This window comes from Pseudolysobacter antarcticus, from assembly GCF_004168365.1.
In the GTDB taxonomy this organism is placed as follows: domain Bacteria; phylum Pseudomonadota; class Gammaproteobacteria; order Xanthomonadales; family Rhodanobacteraceae; genus Pseudolysobacter; species Pseudolysobacter antarcticus.
Genome location: NZ_CP035704.1, coordinates 356,096 through 381,198, shown reverse-complemented (window position 1 = coordinate 381,198; position 25,103 = coordinate 356,096). Strand labels below are relative to the sequence as shown.

Below are 25,103 nucleotides of genomic sequence, written 5' to 3'. Positions count from 1 at the left end.
TGACGATGATCTGAGCAGGTTATTCAAACCCGCTACCGAAGATCCGGTCGTAGAGAAATATCGCGCCATTGCGATCGTCGGGATCGAGCTGACGATTGATGATTCCATCGCAAGCGGAATTCGGTTGCATCACCGGACATCTGCCGTCATAGACCGGATGCGCTAGGCCGAGCGCGTGGCCGAGCTCGTGCAGGATCAGACCCTGAAAATCATTCGGCGCGTAATTCGTGGCGAAGCTCGCGCCCTCGGCCAGCGCATAGTTCTGATAGTACGAATTCGCATCGAGAATAATGTCGCCAGCGCCGCTGCCGCCGTTCGGCGGTGGCGCATAACCGACGCCGCCGCCACCACTGGAAAACGCGAATACGCCGATGCGAATCTGACCGGCATTCGGCGCTATTGCGGTGGGATCGTTGATCGCCGCGCCGTTGTCGCTGACCTTGATGTACTGGATGCCTGACACCGCCGACCACTCGGCCATCATCGCGGTGATCTGCGATTCCAACGATATGAGCGGCACCGAAATAAAGCCGCCACCGGGCGAGATTTCCATATTGATCGAGCTCACGCTGCTGCCGGGACACGCCGTGCCGCAATAGCCGCTACCCGCCGTGCCCGGCGGAATGAACGACCACGTGACGATGCCGCCGACCGTTCCAGCATGGTTGTCGCCCCATTTCGAATACAGGGTTTCGCTGCCACTGGTATACGCAAATACCGCGAAGGCATCGACACGCCCGCTGACGACCAACAATAGAAGTACGATGAAACCCTTTAGGCAGATGCGGATTTTTCGCGATGGCATCGTGTTCGACATGGCCGTCTCCGGCACCGAAAATCGGCGTTAAGTATAACGCTGCATATCTTGCGTTCAGACACGCGCCGAAATAGCCGCAGCAGCGCCATTAAAATCCGTAGCGCAAAAATCCGCCGTCCACCGCAATGCATTCGCCCGTGACATACGACGATGCGGGCAGGCACAAAAACGCCACTGCCGCGGCGACTTCTTCCGGCTCGCCAATGCGCTGCATCGGCGTGCGCGCGAGCACTTCTTCGAGGTAGTCCAGATCGGCCAGCGGCGCGTCGGTGCGCTGCGTGCGGATGTACCACGGCGCTACCGCGTTGACGCGAATACCGTCCTCGGCCCACTCGCAGGCGAGGTTGCGCGTGAGCTGGGTCAACGCCGCCTTGGTCATGCCGTACGGCGCGCCGGTGCGCACGTGGATGAGGCCGGATACCGAGGCAATATTCACGATCGCCGCATTGCTGTGCTGAACCAGATGCGGATGCGCGAGCCGGCTGATTTCAAACGCGGCAATCAGGTTGATATCAATGATGTGGCGATAATCGTTTTCACTGTACTCGAGCGCCGGTTTGCTCTGATTGGTACCGGCGTTGTTGACCAACAGGCTGAGCTCGACATCGAGATCGCTGATCCAGTCGAACATTTCCAGGCGTTGCTCCTGCTCGCCGACATCGGCGGCGAACGCATGAAATTCGCGCGCGGGAAATTCTTCGGCAAGCTCACCGCGAACATGTTCCAGATGCGGTTCGTCGCGGGCGATCAGCAACACATTCGCGCCGAGCGTGGCAAGCTCGCGCGCGCACGCCAAGCCGATGCCCTTGCTCGCGCCGGTGATCAGTGCGGTCTGGCCATCCAGCCGCCAGCGCGTGGGATTTGTGCTCATTACTGTCTCCATGTGGTGCCGCCGTGCGATCGTAGCGAGCGCTGCCGCGCTGCAAAACCTGCGCTTGTTCGCATCGGCAAAACTGGCGCAAACTCTACGCTAACTTGAGTCGGAGTCACATCATGTCGCGTCATCGTATTTCTTTATCGCTGATTTCATTCCTGGCCGTCGCCGCGCTTGGCGCATGCTCACGCCATCCTCCGGCCGAAACGGCAGCGACGCCGACTACGCCGACTACCCCGACAGCACCCGCCGCACGGGCACCGCAGGCGGGCGAGCCAGGCGCCGCGGTAAATGCATTGCTGACCGATGCCCAGCTCAAGGCGTTGCAGAAGTCACGCGCGGTCGAGGCGCAAGTGCTGCAACAGCAACACGACGTGGACAAGAAGATCGACGCCGAAGCAGGCAAGGATTGACCGCTATCATCACCACCCAACACGCACCGATCGCGCCTTGATGCATCGCGCGATTCCACTACCCATCCCGCCGCATCAAACGTCGAATATTTCATGCCGAATCGCGACCACGCAACACCTGCTGCAAACACCACCCGCCGCGTATTGTTCGCGAGTCTGATCGGCACCACGATCGAGTTTTTTGATTTCTACATCTACGCCACCGCTGCCGTGCTGGTGTTTCCGAAACTGTTTTTCCCGGCGGGCGATGCGGCATCGGCCACACTGCAATCGCTGGCGACGTTTGCGCTCGCGTTTTTTGCGCGCCCGCTCGGCTCGGCGGTGTTCGGCCATTTCGGTGATCGCATCGGGCGCAAGGCCACGCTGGTCGCGGCACTGCTGACGATGGGCGTGTCGACCGTGCTTATCGGCCTGTTGCCGACCTACGCTTCGATCGGTATCGCCGCGCCGCTGCTGCTCGCGTTGTGTCGTTTCGGTCAGGGGCTGGGGCTTGGCGGCGAATGGGGCGGCGCGATCCTGCTCGCGACGGAAAACGCGCCGCACGGCAAACGTTCGTGGTACGGCATGTTTCCACAGCTCGGCGCGCCGATCGGATTTTTGTGTTCGAGCGGCATTTTCCTGCTGCTCAGCGCGTGGCTCGACGAGGCACAGTTTTTTTCGTTCGGCTGGCGCATTCCGTTTCTCGCCAGCGCGCTGCTGGTGCTGGTCGGTTTGTACGTGCGTCTCAAGCTCACGGAAACACCGGCGTTCTTGCGCGCTATCGAGAACAACGAACGAGTGCACCTGCCGATTCTGACGGTGTGCTCGCAGCACCTGCGCAGCCTGTTGCTCGGCACGTTCGCGGCGGTCGCGACATTCGTGCTGTTTTATCTGATGACGGTGTTTGCGCTGAGCTGGGGTACGTCCGTGCTGGGTTATGCGCGCAAGGATTTCCTGTTGTTGCAGATGGCTGCCGTGGTGTTTTTTGCGATCTCGATTCCGCTGTCGGCGTTGCTTGCGGATCGTTACGGCAATCGCGCCGTGTTGATCGTGGCAACATTGCTGATCCTGGTATTCGGCCTGTTGTTCGCGCAACTATTCATCGCGGCAAACACGCCTGTCATGTTTGCGTTTCTGGCGCTCGGATTGTTTTTGATGGGCCTTACTTACGGGCCGCTCGGCACCGCGCTGGCCGATATGTTTCCGACCTCGGTGCGCTACACCGGCGCATCGCTGGCATTCAATCTGGCCGGCATCGTCGGCGCATCGCTAGCGCCGTATATCGCCACCGCGCTGGCCACGCGATTCGGCGTGGCGTATGTGGGTTATTACCTGTTAGGCGCCGCCACGCTGACCCTGTTGGCGTTGCTGCTGATCGGCAAACCACATACCGACGCAGCGGATAAATCCATCGCATAAATTTGCCATCGGATCTTTATCAAACGATGCGCCGTGCCGAAAACTTCAGTCACGGCGCTCGTTTTTTCGATGTCGTGCCGACGTTATTTGATCTCGCAAAAACAATACGCGAACACGCCGGGTTTGTTGTTCTGCAGCGAGCTGAGCAGACGCAACTGCTGGCGAATTTCCTGGTTCGCGAATAAGGCTGCCGGTAATCCAAAATCGAGATGCAGGCCGAGCTTAACTTGCGCCTCACTGCTCAGACTCAAGGCAAACCGTTCCCAGGTCGACTGCTCTTTTTCGACGTAGGTCACGCGATAATCGTCGCCGAGATGGGCGCGTTTTGCCGCCGATGCTGTCGCCTCGCGCAGGCCACCGAGTTGATCGACCAGTCCGCGTTCTTTCGCTTGTATGCCGCTCCACACGCGGCCGCGCGCAATCAAGTCGATCTGCGCCGCAGTCTTGCCGCGCGCCGCGGCCACCTTGCCGATAAAGTTCTGATAACCCTTGTCGATCACGCTCTGGATCAGCGCACCGACTTTCGGATCGAGCGGCAGACGCACATCGAACGCACCGGCGAGTGAGGTCGTGCCGACGCCGTCGGCATGGATTCCGATTTTCGCGAGCGTGTTGGGAATATTCATGAACAACCCGAAGATGCCGATCGAGCCGGTGATGGTGTTCGGCTCGGCCCAGATCTCGTCGGCATTCATCGAAATCCAGTAACCGCCGGAAGCCGCGACATCGCCCATCGAAACCACGATCGGCTTGCCGGCTTTACGCGTGAGCTCGACTTCGCGACGGATCACTTCGGACACAAATGCTTCGCCGCCTGGCGAGTTCACACGCAGCACGATCGCTTTGAGATTCTCGTCTTCGCGTGCCTCGCGCAACAAGCGTGCAGTGGATTCGCCACCAATGGCACCGGCGGGTTGTTCCGCGCCGCTCATCTCGCCTTCGGCCACGACCACACCGATTTCGGGACGCATGTCGCCGAGATTATCGTGCTCGATCTGGCTCAGATAATCGCGCAGATCGATCTGCCGAAAAGTATGTTCGGCCTCGTCTTTCACGCCTTTGGCGATCAGCAAGTCGCGTGCCTGATCTCGCGTTGCGAGCTGGTCGACCAGCTTCTGTTTCAGCGCGACGTCGGCGAGATCGCCGGCACTCGCCTTGAGCAACTCGGGATAATGTTCGATGTCCGATTGCAGCGTGGCGGGCGCGATCTTGCGTTGCGTGCCGACGTCGGCGAGGTAGTCGTTCCACACGCTGCTCATCCAGAACAGATCGGCTTCTTTCGCTTCCGCCGAACCGTGATCAAGCATGTACGGCTCGACTGCGGATTTGTATTCGCCGACGCGAAACACATGCACGTCGACGCCGAGTTTATCCAGCGCTTCCTTGTAATATGTGTGATAACGACCGAGGCCTTCGAGCAGCACCGCGCCATCGGGATGCAGCAGGATTTGCGTGCTGTGCGCGGCCAGCAGATATTGCGACTGGCTCATGCCGTTCGATACGGTGATCACTTCCTTGCCGGCGGTTTTCACGCGATCGAGCGCGGCGGCAATCTCGCGTGAACTGGCTTGACCAACGCTCGATATTTCATCGGGAATAAAAACCACGCGTTCGATGCGCGTGTCTTTGGCGGCGCTGTCGAGCGCATGCACGAGATCGCGCAGTTGCACTTCCCTGCGTTCGTTACCGGCGATCTTGTCGAGCGCGCGTTGCGCCGGTGCGGCGGTGAATTGTTCGACGATCGCGCCTTTCGGATCGACCACCAGCGCGGTGCGCTCGGCGATCCTCGGCGCTTTCGCAAACATCGCGCTGAAGAAAATCACGAGCAGGAAAACGAAGATCAGATTGAAGACCAATCGCCGCGTGAAATTCACCGTGTTCCAGAGCGCCCTGAAAAATCGCGCGTTGATCCTGAAAAATCGCACGATGATGTTGGGTCGTTGTTCGGCCATGTCTTGCTCCTGAAATATTGAGATGCAGCTTAGTCAAAACCAGCCGTGCGCACACGCGACTTAAGTCATGTCTGCGTTGAAGAATGTGGCGCTGGCGCCAGCGTGCGCCACGAATTATTCATGGCGAGCCGGTAGAAGCGCGTGAACAGCAATATCGCCGCCATGCCGAGCCCGGCGATCAATCCGACCCACAATCCGCGCGGCCCATAACCATAATGAAACCCGAGCAGATAACCGAGCGGCATGCCGATGATCCAGTACGCCAGCAGGGTCAACAGCATCGGCACGCGCGTATCCTTAAGCCCGCGCAGCGCGCCGTTGGCGACGACCTGGATGCCATCGGAAAACTGAAAGATCGCGGCGAGTAGCAACAACTGGCTCGCCAGCGCGATCACTTGCACATCGTCGGAATACAGATGCGCAATCGGCATGCGCAACAGCCACATCAGCAACGCCGAAACCACCTGGCTGCCGAGAGTCAGCGCAATGCTGACGAATCCGGCATAACGCACGCCACTGTAATCGTTGCGCCCGACCGCATTGCCGACGCGGATCGTCGTCGCCATCGCGAGTCCGAGCGGCAACATGAAGGTAAGCGACGCGACATTCAGCGCGATCTGGTGTCCGGCCATCGCCGTGGCACCGAGCGAACCGATCAGCAATGCCGTGGCGACAAACAGACCGCCCTCCATGAGGATGGACGCCCCCATCGGTAAACCGAGTCGCAGCAAGACGCTGATCTGCGCGAGCACCGGCCATTCAAAATGCGCAAACAATTGCAGGTCGCGATAATGCCGCCGCGTTACCACATACAGCAAAAATGCCAGCGCCTGCAGCCACAACACAATCGCCGTGGCGATGCCGCTACCACGTGCACCGAGCGCGGGCATACCGAGCCGGCCATACATCAGCGCCCACGCCAGCGGCAGCAGCAAACTCACGCCGAACAGGCCGAAATACAAGGTCGGCCGTGGCCGGCGGATACCTTCGCTCATGCCGCGCAGCGCAAAATAAATCGCCAGCGCCGGCGCGCCGAAACTGATCGCACGCAAGAATTCCAACGCCTGCGGCAATACCGTGGCATCGACGCCGATCGCACGCAACAGCGGTTCGCTTTGCCGCACCGCAAAGGCCGCGAACAAACCCAGCGCCAACGCCAGCCATAGCGCCTGACGGAATACCGCGCCGATCGACGCACGCCGACCAGCGCCATCGAGTTGCGCGACGGTGGGTGGCAACGCGAGCATCGTGCCGATCAGGAACATCATCGCAAACGACCAGATCTGGCTGCCGACCGCGACTGCCGCCAACGTGCTTGCGCCGAGATGTCCGGCCAGAACCGTATCGATGAACGGCATCAGCATCGCGCTGAGCTGACCCAGCATGAGTGGCGTGGCGAGCGAGAAGGTTTCGCGCAATTCGCGCCTCAGGCGCGCGGCATCGGTGAAGGCAGGAAACAACATGATTGGCGCGTGACTCAAGGCAGGCTATCTTACCCGAGCGCGATGCGGCGACGCGGATCAGTGCTTTTTTGGCTAGCGCAGCTAATGTCGATTCGCGGATGACCAACATCGTCAGCTTCGCGAACAATCAACGGGGAATAGTCATGGCGCGCGTTCTGCTTACCGGTGCCAGCGGTTTTCTGGGCAGTCATTTGCTGCAGCAATTGCTCGCGCAAAATGTTGAGGTGCTTGCACTCGCACGCAGCGAATCCAGCGCCGCTGCCTTGCGCGCGCTCGGCGCCGAACCCGTGCGTGGCGATGTGCGTGATGCCGATTCGCTCAAGGCGGCGATGGCAACACCGCTAGATGCAGTTTTCCATGTCGCGGCGGATACCAGCACGTGGCGCGGCGATGCGGCGCAGCAGACGCTGACCAATGTCGGCGGTACCAATAACGTGATCGCGGCGGTGCGCGCGGCGAAAGTCGCGCGCCTGATCCACACTTCGTCGGTGTCGGCGTTCGGCATGACCGAAGAGACGCTGACCGAAAATCTGCCACGTCGCGGTGCCGATTCGTGGATCAACTACGAGCGCAACAAGGCCGCGACCGAGGCTGCGGTGCGCGCTGCGGTGGATCGCGGCGAGATTGATGCGGTGATCCTCAATCCTGCGCATATTCTCGGTCCGGGCGACCGGCATAACTGGGCGCAAATGTTCATCATGATCGATCAGGGCAAGCTCCCCGGCGCGCCGCCCGGCGCAGGTGCGTTTGCGGATGTGCGCGAGGTCGCGACCGCACATATTGCGGCGTGGCGCGGTGGCCGTAGCGGTGAGTCGTATCTGCTCGGCGGTGATCACGCGAGTTTTCTGACGCTGGTGCAGGGAATTGCCAGCCAGCTCGACCGGCCATCGCCCAAACGCGCTTTGCCCGCAACGGTATTGCGCGCTTATGCGCAGGTGCTGAATTTCTACAGCCGTTTCAGCGGCCACGCGCCGTCGTTAACGCCGGAAGCGGTGGCTTTTACCTGTCATCATTTGCGCGTCGATTCGAGCAAGGCCGAGCGCGAACTCGGTTATCGCAGCACTGCTCTGAATGTGTTGATCGCCGATACCTGCGCATGGCTGCGCGAGCAGGGATTGATCAGCGGCAACGCGGCAAAAACATGACCCTCATCATCCAGCTACAGAACTTTAGCGCATGAACACTACGCCAACCAATGAGTCGCTGGAGCTTGTGCCTTTGCTTGTCGCAGAGGCACCGGTCACGCCCGCGCCGGGCGCGCATTGCGCCAATTGCCGCACGCCGCTGCTCGGGCCGTATTGCTACGCCTGCGGCCAGCCGATCAAGGGATTGATCCGCCATCTCGCGAGCATTTTTCATGATCTGCTCGATACGATTTTCAATATCGATTCGCGCATCCTGCATACGTTTTTCCCGTTGTATTTTCGTCCCGGCTTTCTTACCACGGAGTATTTTGCTGGCCGCCGCGTGCGTTATGTGACCCCGTTCCGGCTGTATTTTTTCCTGAGCGTCGCAGCATTTTTCTGCATCCAGGCCACGCTCAACGTCAGTGAACTCGGCAAGCAGATCAAGTTCGACAACAACGACGGCTTGTCTGGCGCAAAAACGCTGACCGAGCTTGAACAACGCAAGAACACCGCATTGGCCGGATTGCAGACCGCGATCGAAAAATCTCCGGGAGTCGCGCACAAGTCACTCGACAAGGCGCGCACCGCGGTGGAGCGAAGTGCGCAAAAACGCCTGGAATATTTGACCGCCGTGGAACAGGCGAAGACGGCGGGAACGGCGATCCCGCCCGACCCCGCCGATGAAGTGAACATCGAGTTCGGCGGCGACAAATGGGATGCGCAAAAAAATCCGATCCAGATCGGCTGGCTGCCGGATCGCGGCAATGCGTACTTGAACACGCTGGCGGCGCACATGCTGGAAAACCTCAAACGCGCGAAACATGATCCGCACATCTTGTTGGCCGGTATTTTTAACGTGTTGCCGCAAACGCTGTTTGTGCTGATGCCGTTGTTCGCGGTGTTCCTGAAGGTCTTTTATATTTTCAAGCGCCGCTTGTACATGGAGCATCTGATCGTGGCGCTGCACAGTCACAGCTTCATTTTGCTGTCATTGCTGCTGGTGACGCTGGTGAGCCTGTTGCGGGAATGGACCGTTACCGCAGCGCCTTGGCTCGATACGTTGCTGTCCTGGGTAAATATCGCGGTGTTGATCTGGCTGCCTTTGTATTTGTTGATCATGCAAAAACGCGTGTATCGCCAAGGCTGGATCATGACGGTACTGAAATTCAGCATGATCGGCTTTTGTTATATTTTTCTGATCAGCTTCAGTATCGTTGGCGCATTACTGGCCGGGCTCGCTTTTACCTGAGAAATCCGACTATTTGAAAGCGGCAGATAGCTATGATTGATTCCGATGAGTGTACAGACGCCTTCTGGCATCTGTTTAATGCGCGCGATCACGGCATAAATCAGTGAAGTGTCCTATACATATGTAAAAGTTGCACTTGCGAGTCTTTTTTTAACTCGTCTTCAAGATATTGTTTTTGATAGTGAATTTCGCCTACAAAAGCAATTCTTAGAATACGCGCTCTAGCGCTCTTTACAAAATGCGACTTTGATCACAATAAACTCTCGCGTATAGTAATTCGCAGCTAGGCGAACACGGTCTACTCGCCCAGTCGGGGAAGCAATGCCGCAGCAATGCCGGCATCTCCAATCGACCAACCTTTTTGAGATTTACCGATGATCAAGCCGCTAGTTCGGCTCGGCAGTTCGTTGCTGGGCATTACATCTCTGTTGCTCGGAATAAGCGTAGACGCCGCACCCTCGCCGATCGCGTTTCCGCAAATCCTGCAGGGTATCAGCCAGCAGAATCGTGCGATCCTGGTCGGCAATACCAGCCGTTACGTCACTTCCGGGCGGGACACAGGTGTTTTGGCCGACGCCGAAAATCTCGACAATATGCTGCTGCAGTTGCAACGCAGCCCGGAGCGCGAGCGCGCGCTGCAGGACATGATCGAGGCAATGCACAATCCGCAGTCGCCAAGTTTTCATCACTGGCTCAGCAACGACGATCTGTTCACCGAATACGGCCCAGCGCAGCAGGATATCGACACTGTCGTGAGCTGGCTCGGATCGAACGGATTTACTGTCAATGCAGTACATCCGAACGGCATGCTGATCGACTTTTCCGGCAACGCCGGGCAGGTCAAGCGCGCGTTTGCCACCACGTTGCATCGCTACAATCTCAATGGCAAAGTGTATTTGTCGAACGCGAATGATCCGAGCATTCCGGCGGCGCTGGCTCCGGTGGTGGTCGGCATCGTGTCGCTGAACAACCTGTTTCCGCAACCGCAATTGCACGAGCCGATCGCCGCAGCGAAAGGCAAACTCGTTCTGGAAAGCGCGAACAGCGCGGCCAAAAGCACGCCGCTATGGAATCCGGAATTCACGATCGGCAGCGGCACGCGTTACTTGGTCGCGCCTTACGATTTCGACACGATCTACAACGTCGGCCCGGTCTGGAGCGCAGGCATTACCGGTGCTGGACAAACCATCGCGGTGATCGAAAATACCAATATCCTCAACGCCGGCGATGTGACCACGTTCCGTGACGCATTCGGTATTGGCAGCGCGGCGGGTTATAGCGGCACGTTCACTCAGCTGCATCCGAGCGGCGCCACGGCGTGTCGCGATCCAGGCGTGACCGCGAATGAAAAAGAAGCCGCGCTGGATGCCGAATGGGCCGGCGTGGCCGCGCCGAATGCAAACATCCAGATTGCGTCATGTCAGGATACCGGCGTCACCTTCGGCGGCTTGATCGCCGCGAACAATCTTATCGCCAGCGCCAATCCGCCGAAGATCATGAGCCTGAGTTACGGTGTGTGCGAAAGCCAGAACGGCGCCACCGCCAACGCCGCATACGTCAGCGCCTGGCAAACTGCCGCGGCAAAAGGTATCAGTGTTTTTGTCGCCGCGGGTGACGAAGGCGCCACCAGCTGCGATGCCGGCGCGAACTACGCGACGCAAGGAATTTCGGTCAGCGGGTTTGCCTCCACGCCTTACAACGTCGCGGTCGGCGGCACCGATTTCCGCGATACTGTTGATGGCAGCAATGCTGCCTACTGGAACAGCAGCAACGGCGCGGGACGCAGCACGGCAAAATCCTATGTGCCGGAAATTCCTTGGAATAATTCCTGCGCCAGCAGCATCTTGTACACGTTCAAGGGTTATGCCGACGGCGTCAGCTACTGCAATACGGCGGTGGCCTATAACAACAATTTCGTCAGCACCAGCGCGGCGAGCGGCGGCGCGAGCAGTTATTCGTCAAAGCCGAGTTGGCAGACTGGCGTGCTCGGTATCGTCAACGACAGCAAGCGCGACTTGCCGGATGTTTCTCTTTTCGCAGCGAACGGGTTGTACGGACACGCGATGCTCTATTGCATGTCCGATACCACAAACGGTGGCGTGACTTGCGATTTCACCAATACCAGCGATGCGCTGCACAGCGTGGGCGGCGGCACCTCATTTTCCGCGCCAGCACTAGCCGGAATCCAGGCCTTGATCAACCAGGCCACCGGGCAGAGTTGGGGCAATATGAACACGCGCTATTACGCATTGGCCGCGAAGCAGTACGGCAGCACCGCGAGCCCGAATAACGCCAACGTCAGCAGTTGCAATGCCAACACCGGCAATGGCATCGGCAGCAATTGCGTGTTTCAGGACGTCACCTCGGGCGACATTGCCGTGCCGTGCAAATACGGTTCGACCAATTGCTACAGCAACTACACCGGCGCCAACAATGACAACTGCAACGACGCCAGCAGCACACCCGACAAGGCCAGCACCTGTGGCGTGATTTCAACCTCCAGCAGCAGCGCGCAACCCGCTTACGCCGCCACGCCCGGGTGGGATTTCGCGACCGGGCTTGGCAGCGTCAACGTTGCCAATCTGGTGGCCGCGATGTTGCCGCCGCCGGTTGCGAGCAAACTCAAGTTCACCGTGCAGCCAGTTAACGGCAGCGCAGGATCGACGCTCGCAACGATTAAGGTCAGCGTGGAAAGCAGCAGCGGTGTCGTAGTGACCGACAACACCTCGGCGATCACTCTGGCACTCGCGAACAATCCGGGCGCTGCCAACCTGGCTGGCACGTTGACCGTAAATGCAGTCAATGGGGTCGCCACGTTCAGCAATATCAGCCTCAACAAACTCGGCGCGGGTTACAGCTTGAATGCCAGCGCAGCCAGTCTCACTGCGGATACAAGTTCGGCGTTTAATATCGGCGCGGGAGCTGCCGCCAAGCTGGTGTTTGCACAGCAACCGAGCAATGCCTTGGCCGGATCGGCACTGAACCCGGCGATCACCGTGCAGGTGCAGGATGCGAACGGCAATATCGCGACATCCAGCGCCGCGGTCGTATTGTCGATCGGAACAAATCCGGGCAATGCAGCGCTCACCGGCAGCACCACGACCGCCAATGCGGGCACTGCAACCTTCAACGCCGCGACGCTGGATAAGGTCGGCAGTAGTTACACCTTGATCGCCACCAGCAACGGCCTGACGAATGCGACCAGCGCTACTTTCAACATCAGCCCGGGCGCAGCAGCAAAACTTGTCTATGCCACGCAACCACCGAGCAGCTTGTCGGCGGATGCGACCTTCAATGCCAGCGTGAGTGTGCAGGATGCGAACGGCAACATCGTTACCAGCGATGCATCATCGGTATCGCTGGTGCTATCCGGCAATTCCAATAATGTAATGCTCGCCAGCAGTTCAATGATCACCGCCAATGTGGTCAAGGGCATTGCGACTTTTACTAATTTATCGGTGAACAAGGCTGGCTCCAACTATGCGCTTGGCGCCACCGATGCGAGCTTGGCGAGCGCTACCAGCAACACGTTTGTCGTGACGCCGGGCAGCGCGGCAAAGCTCGCGTACACAACTGCAGCGCCAGCGAATCTGCCCTCGGGTGCAGTGTTCGGCGTGACCGTGGTAGTGCAGGATGCGAACAGCAACACGGTGACGACCGATGCCTCACCAGTAACTCTCGCGTTATCTGGCGGTGCAGGCAATGCCATTCTCAGCGGCACCACGACGATCAGCGCGATCAACGGCACCGCGACATTCGCGGGTTTGTCGGTCGACAAAATCGGCAACAACTACACACTCAGCGCAAGCGATGCCGGGCTGACCAATGCTAGCAGCAACTTCAATACAACTGCGGGCGCGGCGGCCAAACTGGTATTCGTGCAACAACCCGGCAACAGTGTCGCGGGCGCCGCATTGGCATCGGCAATCACGGTGCAGGTACTCGATGCGAGCGGCAATCTCGTGACGTCGGACTCGTCAGTCATCACGCTGGCGATAGCCAATAATCCCGGCGCTTCGAGCTTGAGCGGCACGACCACGATCAACGCGGTCAACGGCGTGGCGAGCTTCACAAATATCTCGTTGAACAAAGCTGCGGCGGGTTACAGCTTGCACGCAACTGACGGCAATCTAGACGCAGCTGGCAGTAACACGTTCGATATTTCGCCCGGCGCAACCACGCAATTGATATTCGCGACGCAACCGTCCGACATCATGCAGGATCAAGCGCTGAGCAAAGTAACGGTAACGCTGCTGGATCAGTTCCAGAATGTCGTCACCAACGACAGCAGCAGCGTCATTACGCTGGCGGCCTCATCATGTAGTGGCACGTCACTCGGCGCACAGACGGTCACGAACGGCGTGGCCACATTCAGCGGCGGAAGATCGTTCCGCACTGCTGTGGCAGCACTGCAATTGACAGCAGCCGCAGCGGATCAACCAGCACTATCGGCGACCAGCGCGCCGTTCGCTGTCGTGGCAAATCCCGACAAGGTTTTCTACACAACGTTCGAGACCTGCACGCCGTAGAAACATTTTCTGCAATCAGTAAATCCCGCCGCCTTCATCTGCACGATTTCTGGCTTCATGCCAACGGCGTTATTGGTGTTGCTTGTCGACTCTTGCAGCCTTCGGATGCATTCGCGCGCCAGGCTTCGCTTTGACTGGCTTCGGCGCATCCTCGGCTTTGGGCGCGACGCGTGGTGTTGCTTGTGGCGAAGCTTGCGTGCGTGCTTCGGCAAGCGCTGCCTGACGCTCCTGCGGTGACATGCTGTTCCAGCGCGCGCGCAATTTTTGCCGCTGCTCTGGCGGCAGCGCACCAAAACGCTGATAGGTCTGGCGCAAACGGCGCTGCTGTTGCGGCGGCAAGGTGCTGAAGCGTTGGTAGCGCTCGCGAATCTGCCCGCGCTGTTCGGGCGTCAGCGCATTCCATTTCTGAAATCGTTGCTGGGTATTGCCACGTTGTTCGGGCGTCATCTGCGTCCAGCGTGAAGCGCCGCGTTGCATGCGTTGCTGCGCATCGGGCGGCAACTGCTCCCAATTTTTTTTCAGCGGCGCGAGCACCTCTTGCTGCGCGGGACTCAGGCTGCTCCACGCCAGCGGACTCGCTGGCGCATTTTGCGCCGCCGCTTGCGGCACGACAGCGCCGCTCGGTGGCTGTTGCGCGTGCAACGCTACGCTGAGCAAAAGCAGCAGAAAAAATCCGCTAATTTTGTGCTGTGCCATCATCGCTTCTGCCTTTTTGCCGCTTGCTCTCTGGCCGATCCAGCAGGCCGGAATCATCCAGACTGGCGGGATCGGTCCAATCCCCATTGTTGTCCGAAAACTCGCCAAGATATTCGAGCAGCGCCGCACTGGGCGGCATTGCGGTCGAACCTGGCTTGGGCGCGGCCGTAGCTGTTGCGGCGCCCGGCGGCGCCGATACGCTCGACGCCGGCGCCTTGTTGACGTCAGCTGATGGCGGCGGCGCCGAATTCGCTGCAAGCGAACCAGCGCCAGCAGCCAACCCGAATACCAGCAAACCTAGCCGTCGTGTTCCTGATTCTGCGTGTCTAGCCATGCATAAAAATCCAGATCCTGATACAGCTCGATATTGTCTTCATTCGCGACCAATTCTAGATCGTCGGCGCCGTTGCTCCAATTCACGCTGTGCACCAACTCGGCGTTTGGCAAGGTCGGCAATGCCGGCTCACGAACAGCGCCGTGCCAGACGCCGATCGCCAGCACCATCGCGCAGGCGCCGGCCAATCCAGCCGGTAACATCCACGATACGCGACGACTGCGTTTTTGCTGCAGCGCGGCCTGGCGCACACGATTCAGTCGCGACAGGGTCGCTGCATCCAGATCGCGGGCCGACTCATCCAGCGCGGTCGTGGCTTGCGCAATCCATACGAAATCATTTTGATCATTCATAATGTGCCTCCAAATCGCGGCGCAAGTGCGCCAGCGCGCGTGACAAATGAGTCTTGACGCTGCCTTCGCTGCAGCGCATCGCGGTTGCCGTTGCCGCCACGTCCAACCCCTCCCACATGCGCAACAGAAAAGCCTGGCGCTGACGCAGCGGCAGCCGCACCAAGGCCGCTTCGAGCGCTTGCCCGATTTCTTTTCCAGCCACCCGTGCCAACGGGCCGGGTTCCTGCAGATCCGGCGCTTGCGCGACCGGATCCATTTCATCATCCGCCGGCGCCGAGCTGAAAAAACTCATCCAACGACTGCGCACCCGACGGCGGCGATGCCAATCGTTCAAGCGACTATCCAGCACGCGATAGAATAACGGCGCCCATTCCGCAGACGGTTTGGCGGCATAATGACGCACGAAACCGAACATCGCGTCCTGCACCAGATCCAGTGCTTCCTCGCGATTGCCGGTTGCCATATCGGCCATGCGCAACGCGCGTCGTTCCACCGCCTTGAGGAATTGGTCGAGCGCGCGCTCGTCGGCCTTTACGGTATCCACCCGTTGTGGTGTCCAGCTCTGTTCATTGATGGCGGTGAGTAGCTGATGCATGGTAACGGAATCGCCCAAAGGCTTGCAGGTATCGTCAACAACGCGCCAGCCGCAGCCGCGTTGACTTGGTGCTTGGCGACGCCATATTTGCCCCACGCGAATTTGATGCTGTCAAGCGGGTTTTGCACAGGCTTGAGCTATTTACAAGAATCCGCCAACCGCTGTCACATGCGCACATGTATACAACCGAATACACTCGCTAACCTATTGATCGGAAATATATATTTCTAATTGGTTAAAGATTCGCCAAGCTGAGCCGCAGCGTTATGCGACGCGCAATTTAGCGCCTCGCGCAGCTTTCATCCACAGACTTATCCACAGGCGTTGTGGATAAGGAGAAAACTTCATATATAGCGGATGCTTGGCGCATCTTTGTGATGGATTTATCACAACAGTTACGCAACTCCGCCTTTTTGTTTTTCACCCGCTCAACAGACTATTTTATGGACACGCTCCCAAGTCAAAAATCGAGGTTGGCATGCCCACTGTTCTGCGCGTAGCGGTGCCGGTGCCGCTACCGCAACTGTTCGACTATTTACCGCCCGTGGACGTGGATGCCGCGGCGTTGATTCCGGGTTGCCGGGTGCTGGTGCCATTCGGTCGCACGCGGCGCGTTGGCGTGCTGCTGGAGATTGCGCGTGAGTCGAACGTGCCGAGTCATCGGCTCAAACCCGCCCTGATGTTGCTCGATGCGCAGCCACTGCTCGATGCAGAATTACTGTGCAGTCTGATGTGGGCCGCTCGTTATTATCAGTACCCGTTGGGCGCCGTGCTCGAATGTGCATTGCCGATTGGATTGCGCCAGGCCAAGCCGTTGCCCGCAGCTGGCGAACGTGCGCTGGCATTGACTGAAACCGGCGCTGCCGCCTCGCCCGCAGGCAAGCCAACCGCGCGCACCAACCTGCTACTGCAAATACTGGCGCAAGGTCCGCGCACTTATCCAGAGCTGGACAATGCGCTGCCGGGCTGGCGTGCTGCAGCGACGAGTTTGCGCAAACGCGACTTGATTGTCGGCATCACGTTGACTACGCGTGCCCGACCGCATATGCCAATGATCGGGCCGCCGTTGAATGTCGAACAGCAGCACGCGGTAGACGAAATCGACGCCGCGCACGGTCGTTTCGCGCCGTTCGTACTCGAAGGCGTGACCGGCAGCGGCAAAACCGAGGTATATCTCGCACTGATCGAACAGGCACTCGCACGCGGCCAACAGGCGCTGATTCTGGTGCCGGAAATCGGCCTGACGCCGCAGATATTGCGACGATTCCGCGAGCGCCTGCCGTGTGCAGTGCACGCCTTGCACTCGGGACTCAGCGATGGTGAACGCACCCGCACGTGGCTGGCCGCAGCGCGCGGCGAAGCGCAAGTGATACTCGGTACGCGCTCGGCGATCTTCACGCCACTGCCGCGCGCCGGGCTGATCGTGATCGACGAAGAACACGATGCATCCTACAAACAGCAGGAAGGATTCCGCTACCACGCGCGCGATTTCGCACTAGTACGTGCGCGCAGCCTGAATGTTTCGGTCGTGCTGGGCTCGGCAACACCGTCGCTGGAGACGCTAGCGAATGTCGAAACCGGTCGTTATCGCTGTTTGCCATTGCGCGAGCGTGCGGGCGCCGCGCGCATGCCGATACCGCGCATCGTCGATCTGCGCGGCCAGCGTTTGCAGCACGGTTTAAGCACGGAATTGATCCGCGCAATCCGCGATTGCATCGGCCGCGGCGAACAAGCGCTGGTCTTCAAGAATCGACGCGGCTATGCGCCCGTGCTGCTGTGTCACGGCTGCGGCTGGACCGCCACCTGCACCCGCTGCAATAAACCACTCACGCTGCATCGACGCGAAAATCGGCTGCGCTGTCACCACTGCGGCGCTGATAGACCGGTGCCCATCGCTTGTCCTGAATGCCAGGGCACCCAGCTACAAACTCAGGGCCAGGGCACCGAGAAACTGGAGGATATGCTGATCGAGCTCTTCCCGCACGTAGCCGTGGTGCGCATCGATCGCGAAACCACACGACGCAAGGATTCGTTGGAGCAACTGTTCGCGCAACTCACGCCGGATCAACCCGGCATCCTGATCGGCACACAAATGCTGGCCAAGGGACACGATTTGCCGAATCTCACGCTGGTGGCGATCGTGGGTGTTGACGAAGGTTTGTTCAGTCACGATTTCCGCGCCGGCGAACGCATGGGCCAACTCGTGGTGCAGGTAGCTGGGCGCGCCGGACGCGCGCGCAAACCCGGAACGGTATGGTTGCAAACGCATCATCCCGAGCATCCGCTGCTGCTAACGCTGTTGCGTAGAGGTTATCGCGAACTTGCCGCGCAGATTCTTGATGAACGGCGCGGCGCGGGTTTTCCGCCGCATACCCATCTCGCACTGTTGCGTGCAGACGCGAGCAGTCTTGCTCCACTGCAGGAGTTTCTTGATCGCGCAACTACGTTGGCTAGCACGGCGGACAAAAACCTTCAGGCACTCGGGCCGATGCCGGCGCCGATGCCACGACGTGCCGGGCGCGAGCGTGCACAACTGTTGTTACTGGCGGATCAGCGCTCGACCTTGCAGACATTTCTACCGGCGTGGCTGAACCAATTGCGTGCGCTGCCCGAAGCCAAACGTGTGCGCTGGTCGCTGGACGTGGATCCGGTGGACTTGTATTAACCGAGTTGGTTTGTTGCGCGACTCGCAAACATCTCGGCGACTGCTTGGGCGTTGGCAGGCGACTCAAGGCGCAAGACAATCGCCTTGCGCCTTGAATGTGTCACGCAGCAATGCTTACTTGCCGGTGCATTCCTTGCCGTGCTCAGCGCGCGCACCCGAAGCCTTGGCATCCGCTTCGGTCATGTATTCGCCCTTCTTGGTCTTGCCGTAATACCTGTCATCCGAACAGTGATAGACCTTTGAGCTGGTGTTTACCCAGACTTTGCCCGGTCCTCCGCCAGCCGCTGCTGTTGCCGGCAAAGTGTTTTTGCTGGCAGGCTTTGCGGGTTTTGTGGCGGCGGCCGGCGCGGCGGCAGCGGCAGGTGCAACCGCTGCTGCTGGTGGCGTCGCGACAGGCGCGGGAGTCGCCGCAGGTTTTGCGGCGGGTGCCGGCGCAGCAGCGGCGGGTGCAGGTGTCGCATCAGCAGGTGCTTCGGCTGCGCCGTACCAATCTTTTACACCGCCGTGGCGCGAGCAGGCGCCGCGTTTCGACGCACCCGAATAATAGCTTCCGTCCTTGCACAAACCGGTCGAGCCCGCCGGCGCAGTCGACGGAGGAGCCAGAGCGTAGCTAGCGACCGCGGCGAATAAGCCAGCAGCGAATGTCATCGACACAATAAAGGCTTTCATCCAGTTTCTCCGAAGTTGAGAGGGAATGCGCTCGCGCAGTCGCGCACGCGACAGGCTGAATGCCTTCCCAGCATGCCAGAAGAATCGTGAACGGGATATATGCGAAATACTACGGATTTGGTAATGAAATCGGCTTAAGCGTGACGCCGGTTTTGCAAATGCAAACGGCTCCCGCAGGAGCCGTTGCAAACTTCTTTTCTGACCTTACGCGGCGAACAGCAAACGCATTTTTTTCATCGCGTTCGCTTCGACCTGACGCACGCGCTCGGCTGAAACGCCGTACTCGTCGGCCAGTTCCTGCAGCGTCGCTTTATCATCGTTCAACCAGCGGCGCTGGATGATGTCGCGCGAACGCGTGTCGAGACGGGCCAGACCTTGATGCAAGGCATCGTGATCACTCTCTTCCTGATTCTCGATTTCCAACGTGTCCGACGGGTCGGCGTTGTGATCGACCAGATAAGCAATCGGCGATGGCCGCAAATCGTCTTCGTTATCGGCGGGCGCATCGAAAGCAACATCCTTGCCGCCGAGGCGCGATTCCATCTCGCGTACTACGGCTGCTGGCACACCCAAATCCTTGGCGACGGTTTGTACTTCCTTGTCGTTCATCCAGCCCAGACGCTTTTTCGACTTGCGCAGATTGAAGAACAACTTGCGCTGCGCCTTGGTCGTGGCGACCTTGACGATGCGCCAGTTGCGCAGGATGAACTCGTGCATTTCGGCACGAATCCAGTGCACCGCAAACGACACCAGACGTACGCCCTGGGTTGGATCAAAACGCTTTACCGCTTTCATCAGGCCGATGTTGCCTTCCTGAATCAGATCACCCAACTGCAAGCCATAACCGTTGTAACCGCGCGCCACATGCACCACGAACCGCAGATGCGACATCACCAGATGACGCGCCGCCGCCAGATCACTGTCATACGCAAAACGACGCGACAGGGCTTGCTCTTCCTCGACCGTCAATACCGCTACTTTATGCACGGCATTGATATAGGCATCGAGCGAGCCTAACGCGCTAGGAACGGGCAGACTATTGATTACCAAAGAATTGTTCATTGCTGTCTCCGATTTCGGACAATTAGCACTCCGGTGGTTAGAGTGCTAACTATACGTAAAGTTCAGTTCTCCGGTACGCGCCCTTATTGCGGCGCAATACTGAACTGAATAGTACACCAACGGAGCGAAAAGAATGTGAAATCGTCATGCAAGCGAATGTAAATGGCATTGTGTTGCCGACAAAATGCCGTGGCGGCTGCGAAATCTGCGGTTTCAAAAACCTCAGGAGTCCAGCGCTGTTCAGACAGACAGCACCTAGCAGATGGCGCGCAATCAACTCAATCCGATCGAATCCACAGCGGGCAAGGACCAGTCGATTTCGACGCTGCCATTGTCACGCAAACGCTCATTCGCCTTGGAAAAATGTCCGCAACCGATAAACCCTCGATATGCCGACAGCGGCGACGGATGCGGCGCTTTCAAAACCAGATGACGACGCGTATCGATCAACTTTCCCTTGGCCTGCGCATACGATCCCCACAGCATGAAGACTAGTCCTTCGCGTTCTCGATTCAGGCTCTCGATTACGTGATCGGTAAACCCTTCCCAGCCTTTGCCCTGATGCGAGTTGGCATTACCACGCTCGACCGTAAGCACCGAGTTGAGCAGCAATACGCCTTGTTGCGCCCACGGAATCAGGCAGCCGTGCGGTGGGCGCGGAATGCCGAGATCGCGTGTGATCTCGGCGAAGATATTCACCAGCGAAGGCGGTGTCGCGACGCCGGGTAGCACCGAGAAACACAGGCCGTGCGCCTGGCCCGGACCGTGATACGGATCTTGTCCGAGAATGACCACTTTGACCTGCTCGAACGGCGTTGTATCCAGTGCCGAAAAAATCCGAGAGCTCGGTGGATAGATGATTTTCCCGGCATTTTTTTCGGCCAGAAGAAACTCGCGCAAAGCAAGCATTTCCGGCCGCTCGAACCAGTTGCCGACTCGTGCTTTCCAGGACGCTTCAAGCTTCAGCCGCGAATCGGTCATGGCGGGCAATTCGATGGTTGCATGCGCTCACGCTTTCGCGCGTTGATGCTGCGATACACGCATCTGGAACAGCAGCTTGGTCAGCAGGCGCTGCTCCTCGATCGGTTTCACCACCAGATCATTCGCGCCGGCGCGAATCAGTATTGCGTGCGCTTGTGGATTGTCATCGCCCGTCATCACCAGCACCGGCAGCATGCCTTTGGCGTAATCGAATCGCGTGCGGATTAGCGTAAGCAGCTCGCCACCGGTCATCGCGCCGAGCAGGTTGACATCCGTCAACACGATATCGACGCCCGGCACTTGGCGCTCGCTGCGCGCGGTTTCCAGCCAATCGACCGCGGCCTCAGCGCTTGTGACGTGGTGTACGCGCAAGCCGTGCTTCTCGAGCATGCGTCTGACCGCGAGCGCCACCACGCGGCTGTCCTCGACGTACAGCACGTCGCCGGAGACCTTGGTTTTCGGCTGCACATAACCGCGAATGAATTCTGTCAGTGCCTGAAAGCCGAGGGATTTGTCGAAATAATCGGTGACGTCGTCGGAAAACTCGCGTCGCTCCAAACGCTCCTGCACATCGCCGGAAACGACCACGATCGGAATATAGGCGAGCCCTGCTTCATGGCGCAGATGATGGGCGAGAACCAGACCATCCATATCCGGCAGACGCAACGACATGGTCACGAGGTCGACCGCGCCTTGCGCGATCTGCTGTTGTGCCTCGGTACCGCTGCCGCACGTAATCACGACCACGCCCGGCATCTGCGCCAGCAGCATCTGCTGGATCAAGGTGCGCACCACCTTGGAGCCATCCACGACCATGACTCTTGGTGCAGCCGCAGTGAGGTAGCTGGAATTGAGCGTAGCTGTCGACATGCTTGCCTAAAAACCTGTTCAATATCTGTAGCGAGCGGCCCTCAGCGAGGTGAAGAGCAGCGGAGAAAGCGGAGCATACTTTTTGTATGTGAGCATTTCGAGCAGCACATGACCCTCGATCAGGGTCGCGCAGTAAGATATTGAACAGGTTCTAAGCGGGTTGACCTAACGTGAGATGACGACTGGCCACGAGCCAGGCGCCAAACCAACCAAGCGCGGCGCTCACGACCAGCACCAGCAACGCCGGTACCCAGCCGAGTGCGCTAAACGCAAAACGATTATCGTAGCTGCTGATCAGGTGTGCGACTGCATCGCCCAACGCCAGTTGCACCGTCAGCACCAACAATAGCGCGACAAAACCGCTCAGCAATCCGTACCAGAGTCCAATATACAGAAATGGCCGGCGCACAAAACCCTTGCTGGCGCCCAATAATTGCAATGTGCCGATTTCGGCGGCGCGACTTTGAATGTCGAGCCGCACGGTATTGCCGACCACTAGCAAGGTACCGAGCGCAAGCAATCCCGCCAACACTTGCACCACGCGTGCACCGAGTGCGAGGATCGCACCGAGACGCTGTCGCCACGCTGCGTCGTATTGCACCAAATCCACCTTCGAATCTGATTTGAGCTGACCGACCAGCGCGGGCGTGGCATTGCCGCTATCGCGCGAATTTTCGCGGGCGGTCACCACCAGCACCGTCGGCAGCGGGTTGGCTTGCAGCACTTTCAGTGCGTCGGAAAATCCGGACTGGCTGCGAAATTCGGCAAGGCCTTCTTCCGGCGTGCGGATCTTGACGATCGCGACATCGCTGCGCGCGCGCAAATTTTCGGCAAATTGCGTCGCCGCCGTCGCATCGATTTCAGGTTTCAGAAATACTGTGATTTCGCGCGCTTCCTGCCAGCCCGTGCTGAGTCCCTGCACATTCTGCAGCAGCAGAAAAAGCAGCAACGGCAAAGCCAATGCCAGGCCCATCACCAGCACCGTGAGTGCAGTCCAGCCCGGACGCGCAGCGATTCGGTAGAGGCTGGAAAAAAAACTGTAGGCATGATGCTCACGCCACGCGCGGATGTTGAGTCGCGACCGTGTCGCACTGCGATTGGCGCCGCGCGCAGCCGGCACCGTTTTTACGCGCGGCGCAGTCGCCTTGCGCGTATTCATGCGCCAACCACGGGCGGGCGAAAATCGTCGATCAATCGACCGTGATCGAGCACTAGCACACGCTTGCCCATACGCCGGATCAAATGCAGATCGTGCGTCGCCACCAGCACGGTCGCGCCGACTTGTTGAAACTCGGCGAACAATTCCATGATCTCGGTGGAAAGTTTCGGGTCGAGGTTTCCGGTCGGCTCATCGGCAATCAATAGCGGCGGTTTGGCGACAATCGCGCGAGCAATGCCGACACGTTGTTGCTCGCCGCCGGACAAGGTAATCGGTGTGGCTTTTTCGCGTTCGAGCAAGCCGACTTTATCCAGCGCTGCACGCACGCGCTTGGCGGTTTCCTCGCGCGGCAAACCGGCGATCAGCAACGGCATGGCAACGTTCTCGAACACGCTGCGATCCATCAGCAAGCGATGATCCTGGAACACCATGCCGATGCCGCGGCGCACGCGCGGAATGCCGCGGCGGCGGGTTTGATTGAGGTTTTGTCCGGCCAGCGCAACGCTGCCGCGGGTCGGCCGCTCGATCAATGCGAGCAGTTTCAGCAACGTACTTTTGCCCGCGCCGGAATGGCCGGTGACAAACACCATCTCGCCCGCTTCGATCTCGAAGCTCAGGTCGTGCAGCGCCTCGTAGCCGGAGTCGTAGCGTTTGGTGACTTGATCGAAGCGAATCATTTCACCAATTGATTCAAGTTGAAGATGGGCAACAATATCGCGAGCACGATGAACAACACCAGCCCACCGACGGCGAGAATCACCAGCGGCCCGAGTACCGCGGTCAACGTCGACAGCCAACGATCGAGTTCGCGGTTTTGATGTTTGGCGGCTTCTTCGAGCATGCGTTCGAGCTCGCCGGAACGCTCGCCGCTGGCGATCAGGCGCAATGCAACAGGCGGAAAATAGCCGCTGTCGCCGAGCGCCTTGGAAAACGATCCGCCCTCCCGTACGCGGATCGCGGCGCGCTTCAACGCTTCGCGCATCGGCAGATTCGGCACCACTTGCGCGGCGATATTCAACGCATCGAGCAGCGGCACTGCGCTCGCCGTGAGCAGGCTCAGCGTGGTCGCACAACGCGCCGTGTTGGCGGCGCGCGTGAGGCTGCCGACCAGCGGCAATCGCAGCATCATTCGATCCCACGCGTAACGCGCTTTTTTCTGACGCAGCGCCAAGCGCCCGCTCACCGCCGCGACGATGACCGCGATCAATATCAGCCAGCCAAAATCCTTGACCAATTCGCTCAGCGCGATCAACGCACGCGTCGGCCAAGGCAAGGTCTGATGCAGGTTCGCAAACACGCCGATGATCTGCGGCACGACATACACCAGCAAACCGCTCACCACCGCCACCGCGACCAACGTCAGCAACAGTGGATACGCGAGCGCGGCCCAGATCTTTTGCGTTAGCAGATCACGCGCTTCGCTGTAATCGGCCAAGCGTTCGAGCACTTGATCGAGCCGTCCGGACTGTTCGCCGGCCGCGACCGAGGCGCGATAGATTTCCGGAAAACTTTCCGGTGATTCGGCGAGTGCGGCGGCGAGGCTCGAACCTTCCATCACTCTTGCGCGCATCGATATAAGCAAGCCACGCGAACGCTCACCGTCGCTTTGTTCGGATAGCGCAGCGAGCGCTTCGTCGATCGGCAAACCCGCGCCGAGCAAAGTCGATAATTGCCGCGTCAGCAACGCGAGCTGAGCACCGTTGAGTCCGCGCCGACCAAGCATGGTTTGCTGGCCGGATTTGTTTTCCACGAGCACCACGTCGAGCGGATTGAGTCCACGCTCGCGCAACGCTTGGCGGACGCTGCGCGCGTTGTCGCCCTGCTGAATGCCGCGCTGACTGCGGCCATTCGTATCCAGCGCCTGGTAAGAATAGGTACCCATGCGGTGTTATCGCGA

21 protein-coding genes are annotated in these 25,103 nt (G+C 59.2%); 6 read left to right on the top strand and 15 right to left on the bottom strand.

All coding sequences use genetic code 11. The annotated features are described in order from the left end of the window. Positions 1–19: 19 nt before the first annotated feature. Both ELE36_RS01655 and ELE36_RS01650 read right to left on the bottom strand, forming a co-directional pair. On the bottom strand, positions 20–817 hold the full coding sequence (locus tag ELE36_RS01655; protein ID WP_129831440.1) for a matrixin family metalloprotease: 798 nt from the start codon (positions 815–817) through the stop codon (positions 20–22). An 88-nt stretch (positions 818–905) separates the two neighbouring features. Continuing rightward, complete coding sequence (locus ELE36_RS01650) at positions 906–1,688, bottom strand: SDR family oxidoreductase (RefSeq protein ID WP_129831439.1); 783 nt, start codon at positions 1,686–1,688, stop codon at positions 906–908. 122 nt (positions 1,689–1,810) lie between these two features. Here ELE36_RS01650 and ELE36_RS01645 point away from each other — a divergent pair, with 122 nt between their 5' ends. Further along, positions 1,811–2,104 carry a hypothetical protein gene (locus ELE36_RS01645; protein ID WP_129831438.1) on the top strand — a complete coding sequence of 98 codons (294 nt, stop codon included), beginning with the start codon at positions 1,811–1,813 and terminating at the stop codon, positions 2,102–2,104. A 93-nt stretch (positions 2,105–2,197) separates the two neighbouring features. After that, the gene (locus ELE36_RS01640; RefSeq protein ID WP_129831437.1) at positions 2,198–3,502 is read left to right on the top strand and encodes an MFS transporter; all 1,305 of its coding nucleotides are present in this window, start codon (positions 2,198–2,200) and stop codon (positions 3,500–3,502) included. Between the two features lie 83 nt (positions 3,503–3,585). Here ELE36_RS01640 and sppA read toward each other — a convergent pair whose 3' ends face one another. Both sppA and ELE36_RS01630 read right to left on the bottom strand, forming a co-directional pair. After that, the gene (gene sppA / locus ELE36_RS01635) at positions 3,586–5,454 is read right to left on the bottom strand and encodes a signal peptide peptidase SppA (protein ID WP_129831436.1); all 1,869 of its coding nucleotides are present in this window, start codon (positions 5,452–5,454) and stop codon (positions 3,586–3,588) included. Positions 5,455–5,519: 65 nt separating this feature from the next. After that, positions 5,520–6,917 carry an MATE family efflux transporter gene (locus tag ELE36_RS01630; RefSeq protein ID WP_129831435.1) on the bottom strand — a complete coding sequence of 466 codons (1,398 nt, stop codon included), beginning with the start codon at positions 6,915–6,917 and terminating at the stop codon, positions 5,520–5,522. 143 nt (positions 6,918–7,060) lie between these two features. Between ELE36_RS01630 and ELE36_RS01625 the strand changes: the two genes are divergently transcribed. The 3 genes from ELE36_RS01625 to ELE36_RS01615 all read left to right on the top strand — a co-directional run bounded on the left by ELE36_RS01625 (position 7,061) and on the right by ELE36_RS01615 (position 13,822). Continuing rightward, complete coding sequence (locus tag ELE36_RS01625; RefSeq protein ID WP_165371425.1) at positions 7,061–8,062, top strand: NAD-dependent epimerase/dehydratase family protein; 1,002 nt, start codon at positions 7,061–7,063, stop codon at positions 8,060–8,062. Positions 8,063–8,093: 31 nt separating this feature from the next. Further along, positions 8,094–9,293: a DUF3667 domain-containing protein gene (locus ELE36_RS01620; RefSeq protein ID WP_129831433.1), complete on the top strand. Its 1,200-nt coding sequence runs from the start codon at positions 8,094–8,096 to the stop codon at positions 9,291–9,293. A 374-nt stretch (positions 9,294–9,667) separates the two neighbouring features. Continuing rightward, entirely contained in the window at positions 9,668–13,822 is a 4,155-nt protein-coding gene (locus tag ELE36_RS01615; RefSeq protein WP_129831432.1) for a protease pro-enzyme activation domain-containing protein, read from the top strand. Between the two features lie 69 nt (positions 13,823–13,891). Here the strand turns inward: ELE36_RS01615 and ELE36_RS01610 are convergent, their stop codons facing one another. From ELE36_RS01610 to ELE36_RS01600, 4 genes are read right to left on the bottom strand one after another with little or no spacing between them, the layout of a single operon-like run. After that, positions 13,892–14,518 carry a DUF3106 domain-containing protein gene (locus ELE36_RS01610; RefSeq protein ID WP_165371424.1) on the bottom strand — a complete coding sequence of 209 codons (627 nt, stop codon included), beginning with the start codon at positions 14,516–14,518 and terminating at the stop codon, positions 13,892–13,894. Continuing rightward, entirely contained in the window at positions 14,499–14,852 is a 354-nt protein-coding gene (locus ELE36_RS20240; protein WP_165371423.1) for a hypothetical protein, read from the bottom strand. Before ELE36_RS20240 ends, ELE36_RS01610 begins: the two co-directional genes overlap by 20 nt. Further along, positions 14,816–15,205 carry a DUF3619 family protein gene (locus ELE36_RS01605; RefSeq protein WP_129831430.1) on the bottom strand — a complete coding sequence of 130 codons (390 nt, stop codon included), beginning with the start codon at positions 15,203–15,205 and terminating at the stop codon, positions 14,816–14,818. The genes ELE36_RS20240 and ELE36_RS01605 overlap by 37 nt, the downstream gene beginning before the upstream one ends. Then, a complete protein-coding gene (locus ELE36_RS01600) occupies positions 15,198–15,800 on the bottom strand; it encodes an RNA polymerase sigma factor (protein WP_129831429.1) in 603 nt (200 codons plus the stop codon). Before ELE36_RS01600 ends, ELE36_RS01605 begins: the two co-directional genes overlap by 8 nt. Before the next feature lie 478 nt (positions 15,801–16,278). Here ELE36_RS01600 and ELE36_RS01595 point away from each other — a divergent pair, with 478 nt between their 5' ends. Continuing rightward, positions 16,279–18,465 carry a primosomal protein N' gene (locus ELE36_RS01595; protein ID WP_129831428.1) on the top strand — a complete coding sequence of 729 codons (2,187 nt, stop codon included), beginning with the start codon at positions 16,279–16,281 and terminating at the stop codon, positions 18,463–18,465. Positions 18,466–18,579: 114 nt separating this feature from the next. Here the strand turns inward: ELE36_RS01595 and ELE36_RS01590 are convergent, their stop codons facing one another. The 7 genes from ELE36_RS01590 to gspF form a co-directional block, all read right to left on the bottom strand. Next, positions 18,580–19,134: a DUF3761 domain-containing protein gene (locus tag ELE36_RS01590; protein ID WP_129831427.1), complete on the bottom strand. Its 555-nt coding sequence runs from the start codon at positions 19,132–19,134 to the stop codon at positions 18,580–18,582. Between the two features lie 204 nt (positions 19,135–19,338). Further along, positions 19,339–20,196 carry an RNA polymerase sigma factor RpoH gene (gene rpoH / locus ELE36_RS01585; RefSeq protein ID WP_129831426.1) on the bottom strand — a complete coding sequence of 286 codons (858 nt, stop codon included), beginning with the start codon at positions 20,194–20,196 and terminating at the stop codon, positions 19,339–19,341. A gap of 273 nt (positions 20,197–20,469) precedes the next feature. Continuing rightward, entirely contained in the window at positions 20,470–21,177 is a 708-nt protein-coding gene (ung, locus tag ELE36_RS01580) for a uracil-DNA glycosylase (RefSeq protein ID WP_129831425.1), read from the bottom strand. Positions 21,178–21,204: 27 nt separating this feature from the next. Continuing rightward, the gene (locus ELE36_RS01575; RefSeq protein ID WP_129831424.1) at positions 21,205–22,047 is read right to left on the bottom strand and encodes a response regulator; all 843 of its coding nucleotides are present in this window, start codon (positions 22,045–22,047) and stop codon (positions 21,205–21,207) included. Between the two features lie 151 nt (positions 22,048–22,198). Then, entirely contained in the window at positions 22,199–23,206 is a 1,008-nt protein-coding gene (gene ftsX / locus ELE36_RS01570; protein ID WP_129831423.1) for a permease-like cell division protein FtsX, read from the bottom strand. Continuing rightward, positions 23,203–23,883 carry a cell division ATP-binding protein FtsE gene (ftsE, locus tag ELE36_RS01565; protein WP_129831422.1) on the bottom strand — a complete coding sequence of 227 codons (681 nt, stop codon included), beginning with the start codon at positions 23,881–23,883 and terminating at the stop codon, positions 23,203–23,205. The genes ftsX and ftsE overlap by 4 nt, the downstream gene beginning before the upstream one ends. Continuing rightward, complete coding sequence (gspF, locus tag ELE36_RS01560; RefSeq protein ID WP_129831421.1) at positions 23,880–25,088, bottom strand: type II secretion system inner membrane protein GspF; 1,209 nt, start codon at positions 25,086–25,088, stop codon at positions 23,880–23,882. The genes ftsE and gspF overlap by 4 nt, the downstream gene beginning before the upstream one ends. Between the last annotated feature and the right edge of the window lie 15 nt (positions 25,089–25,103).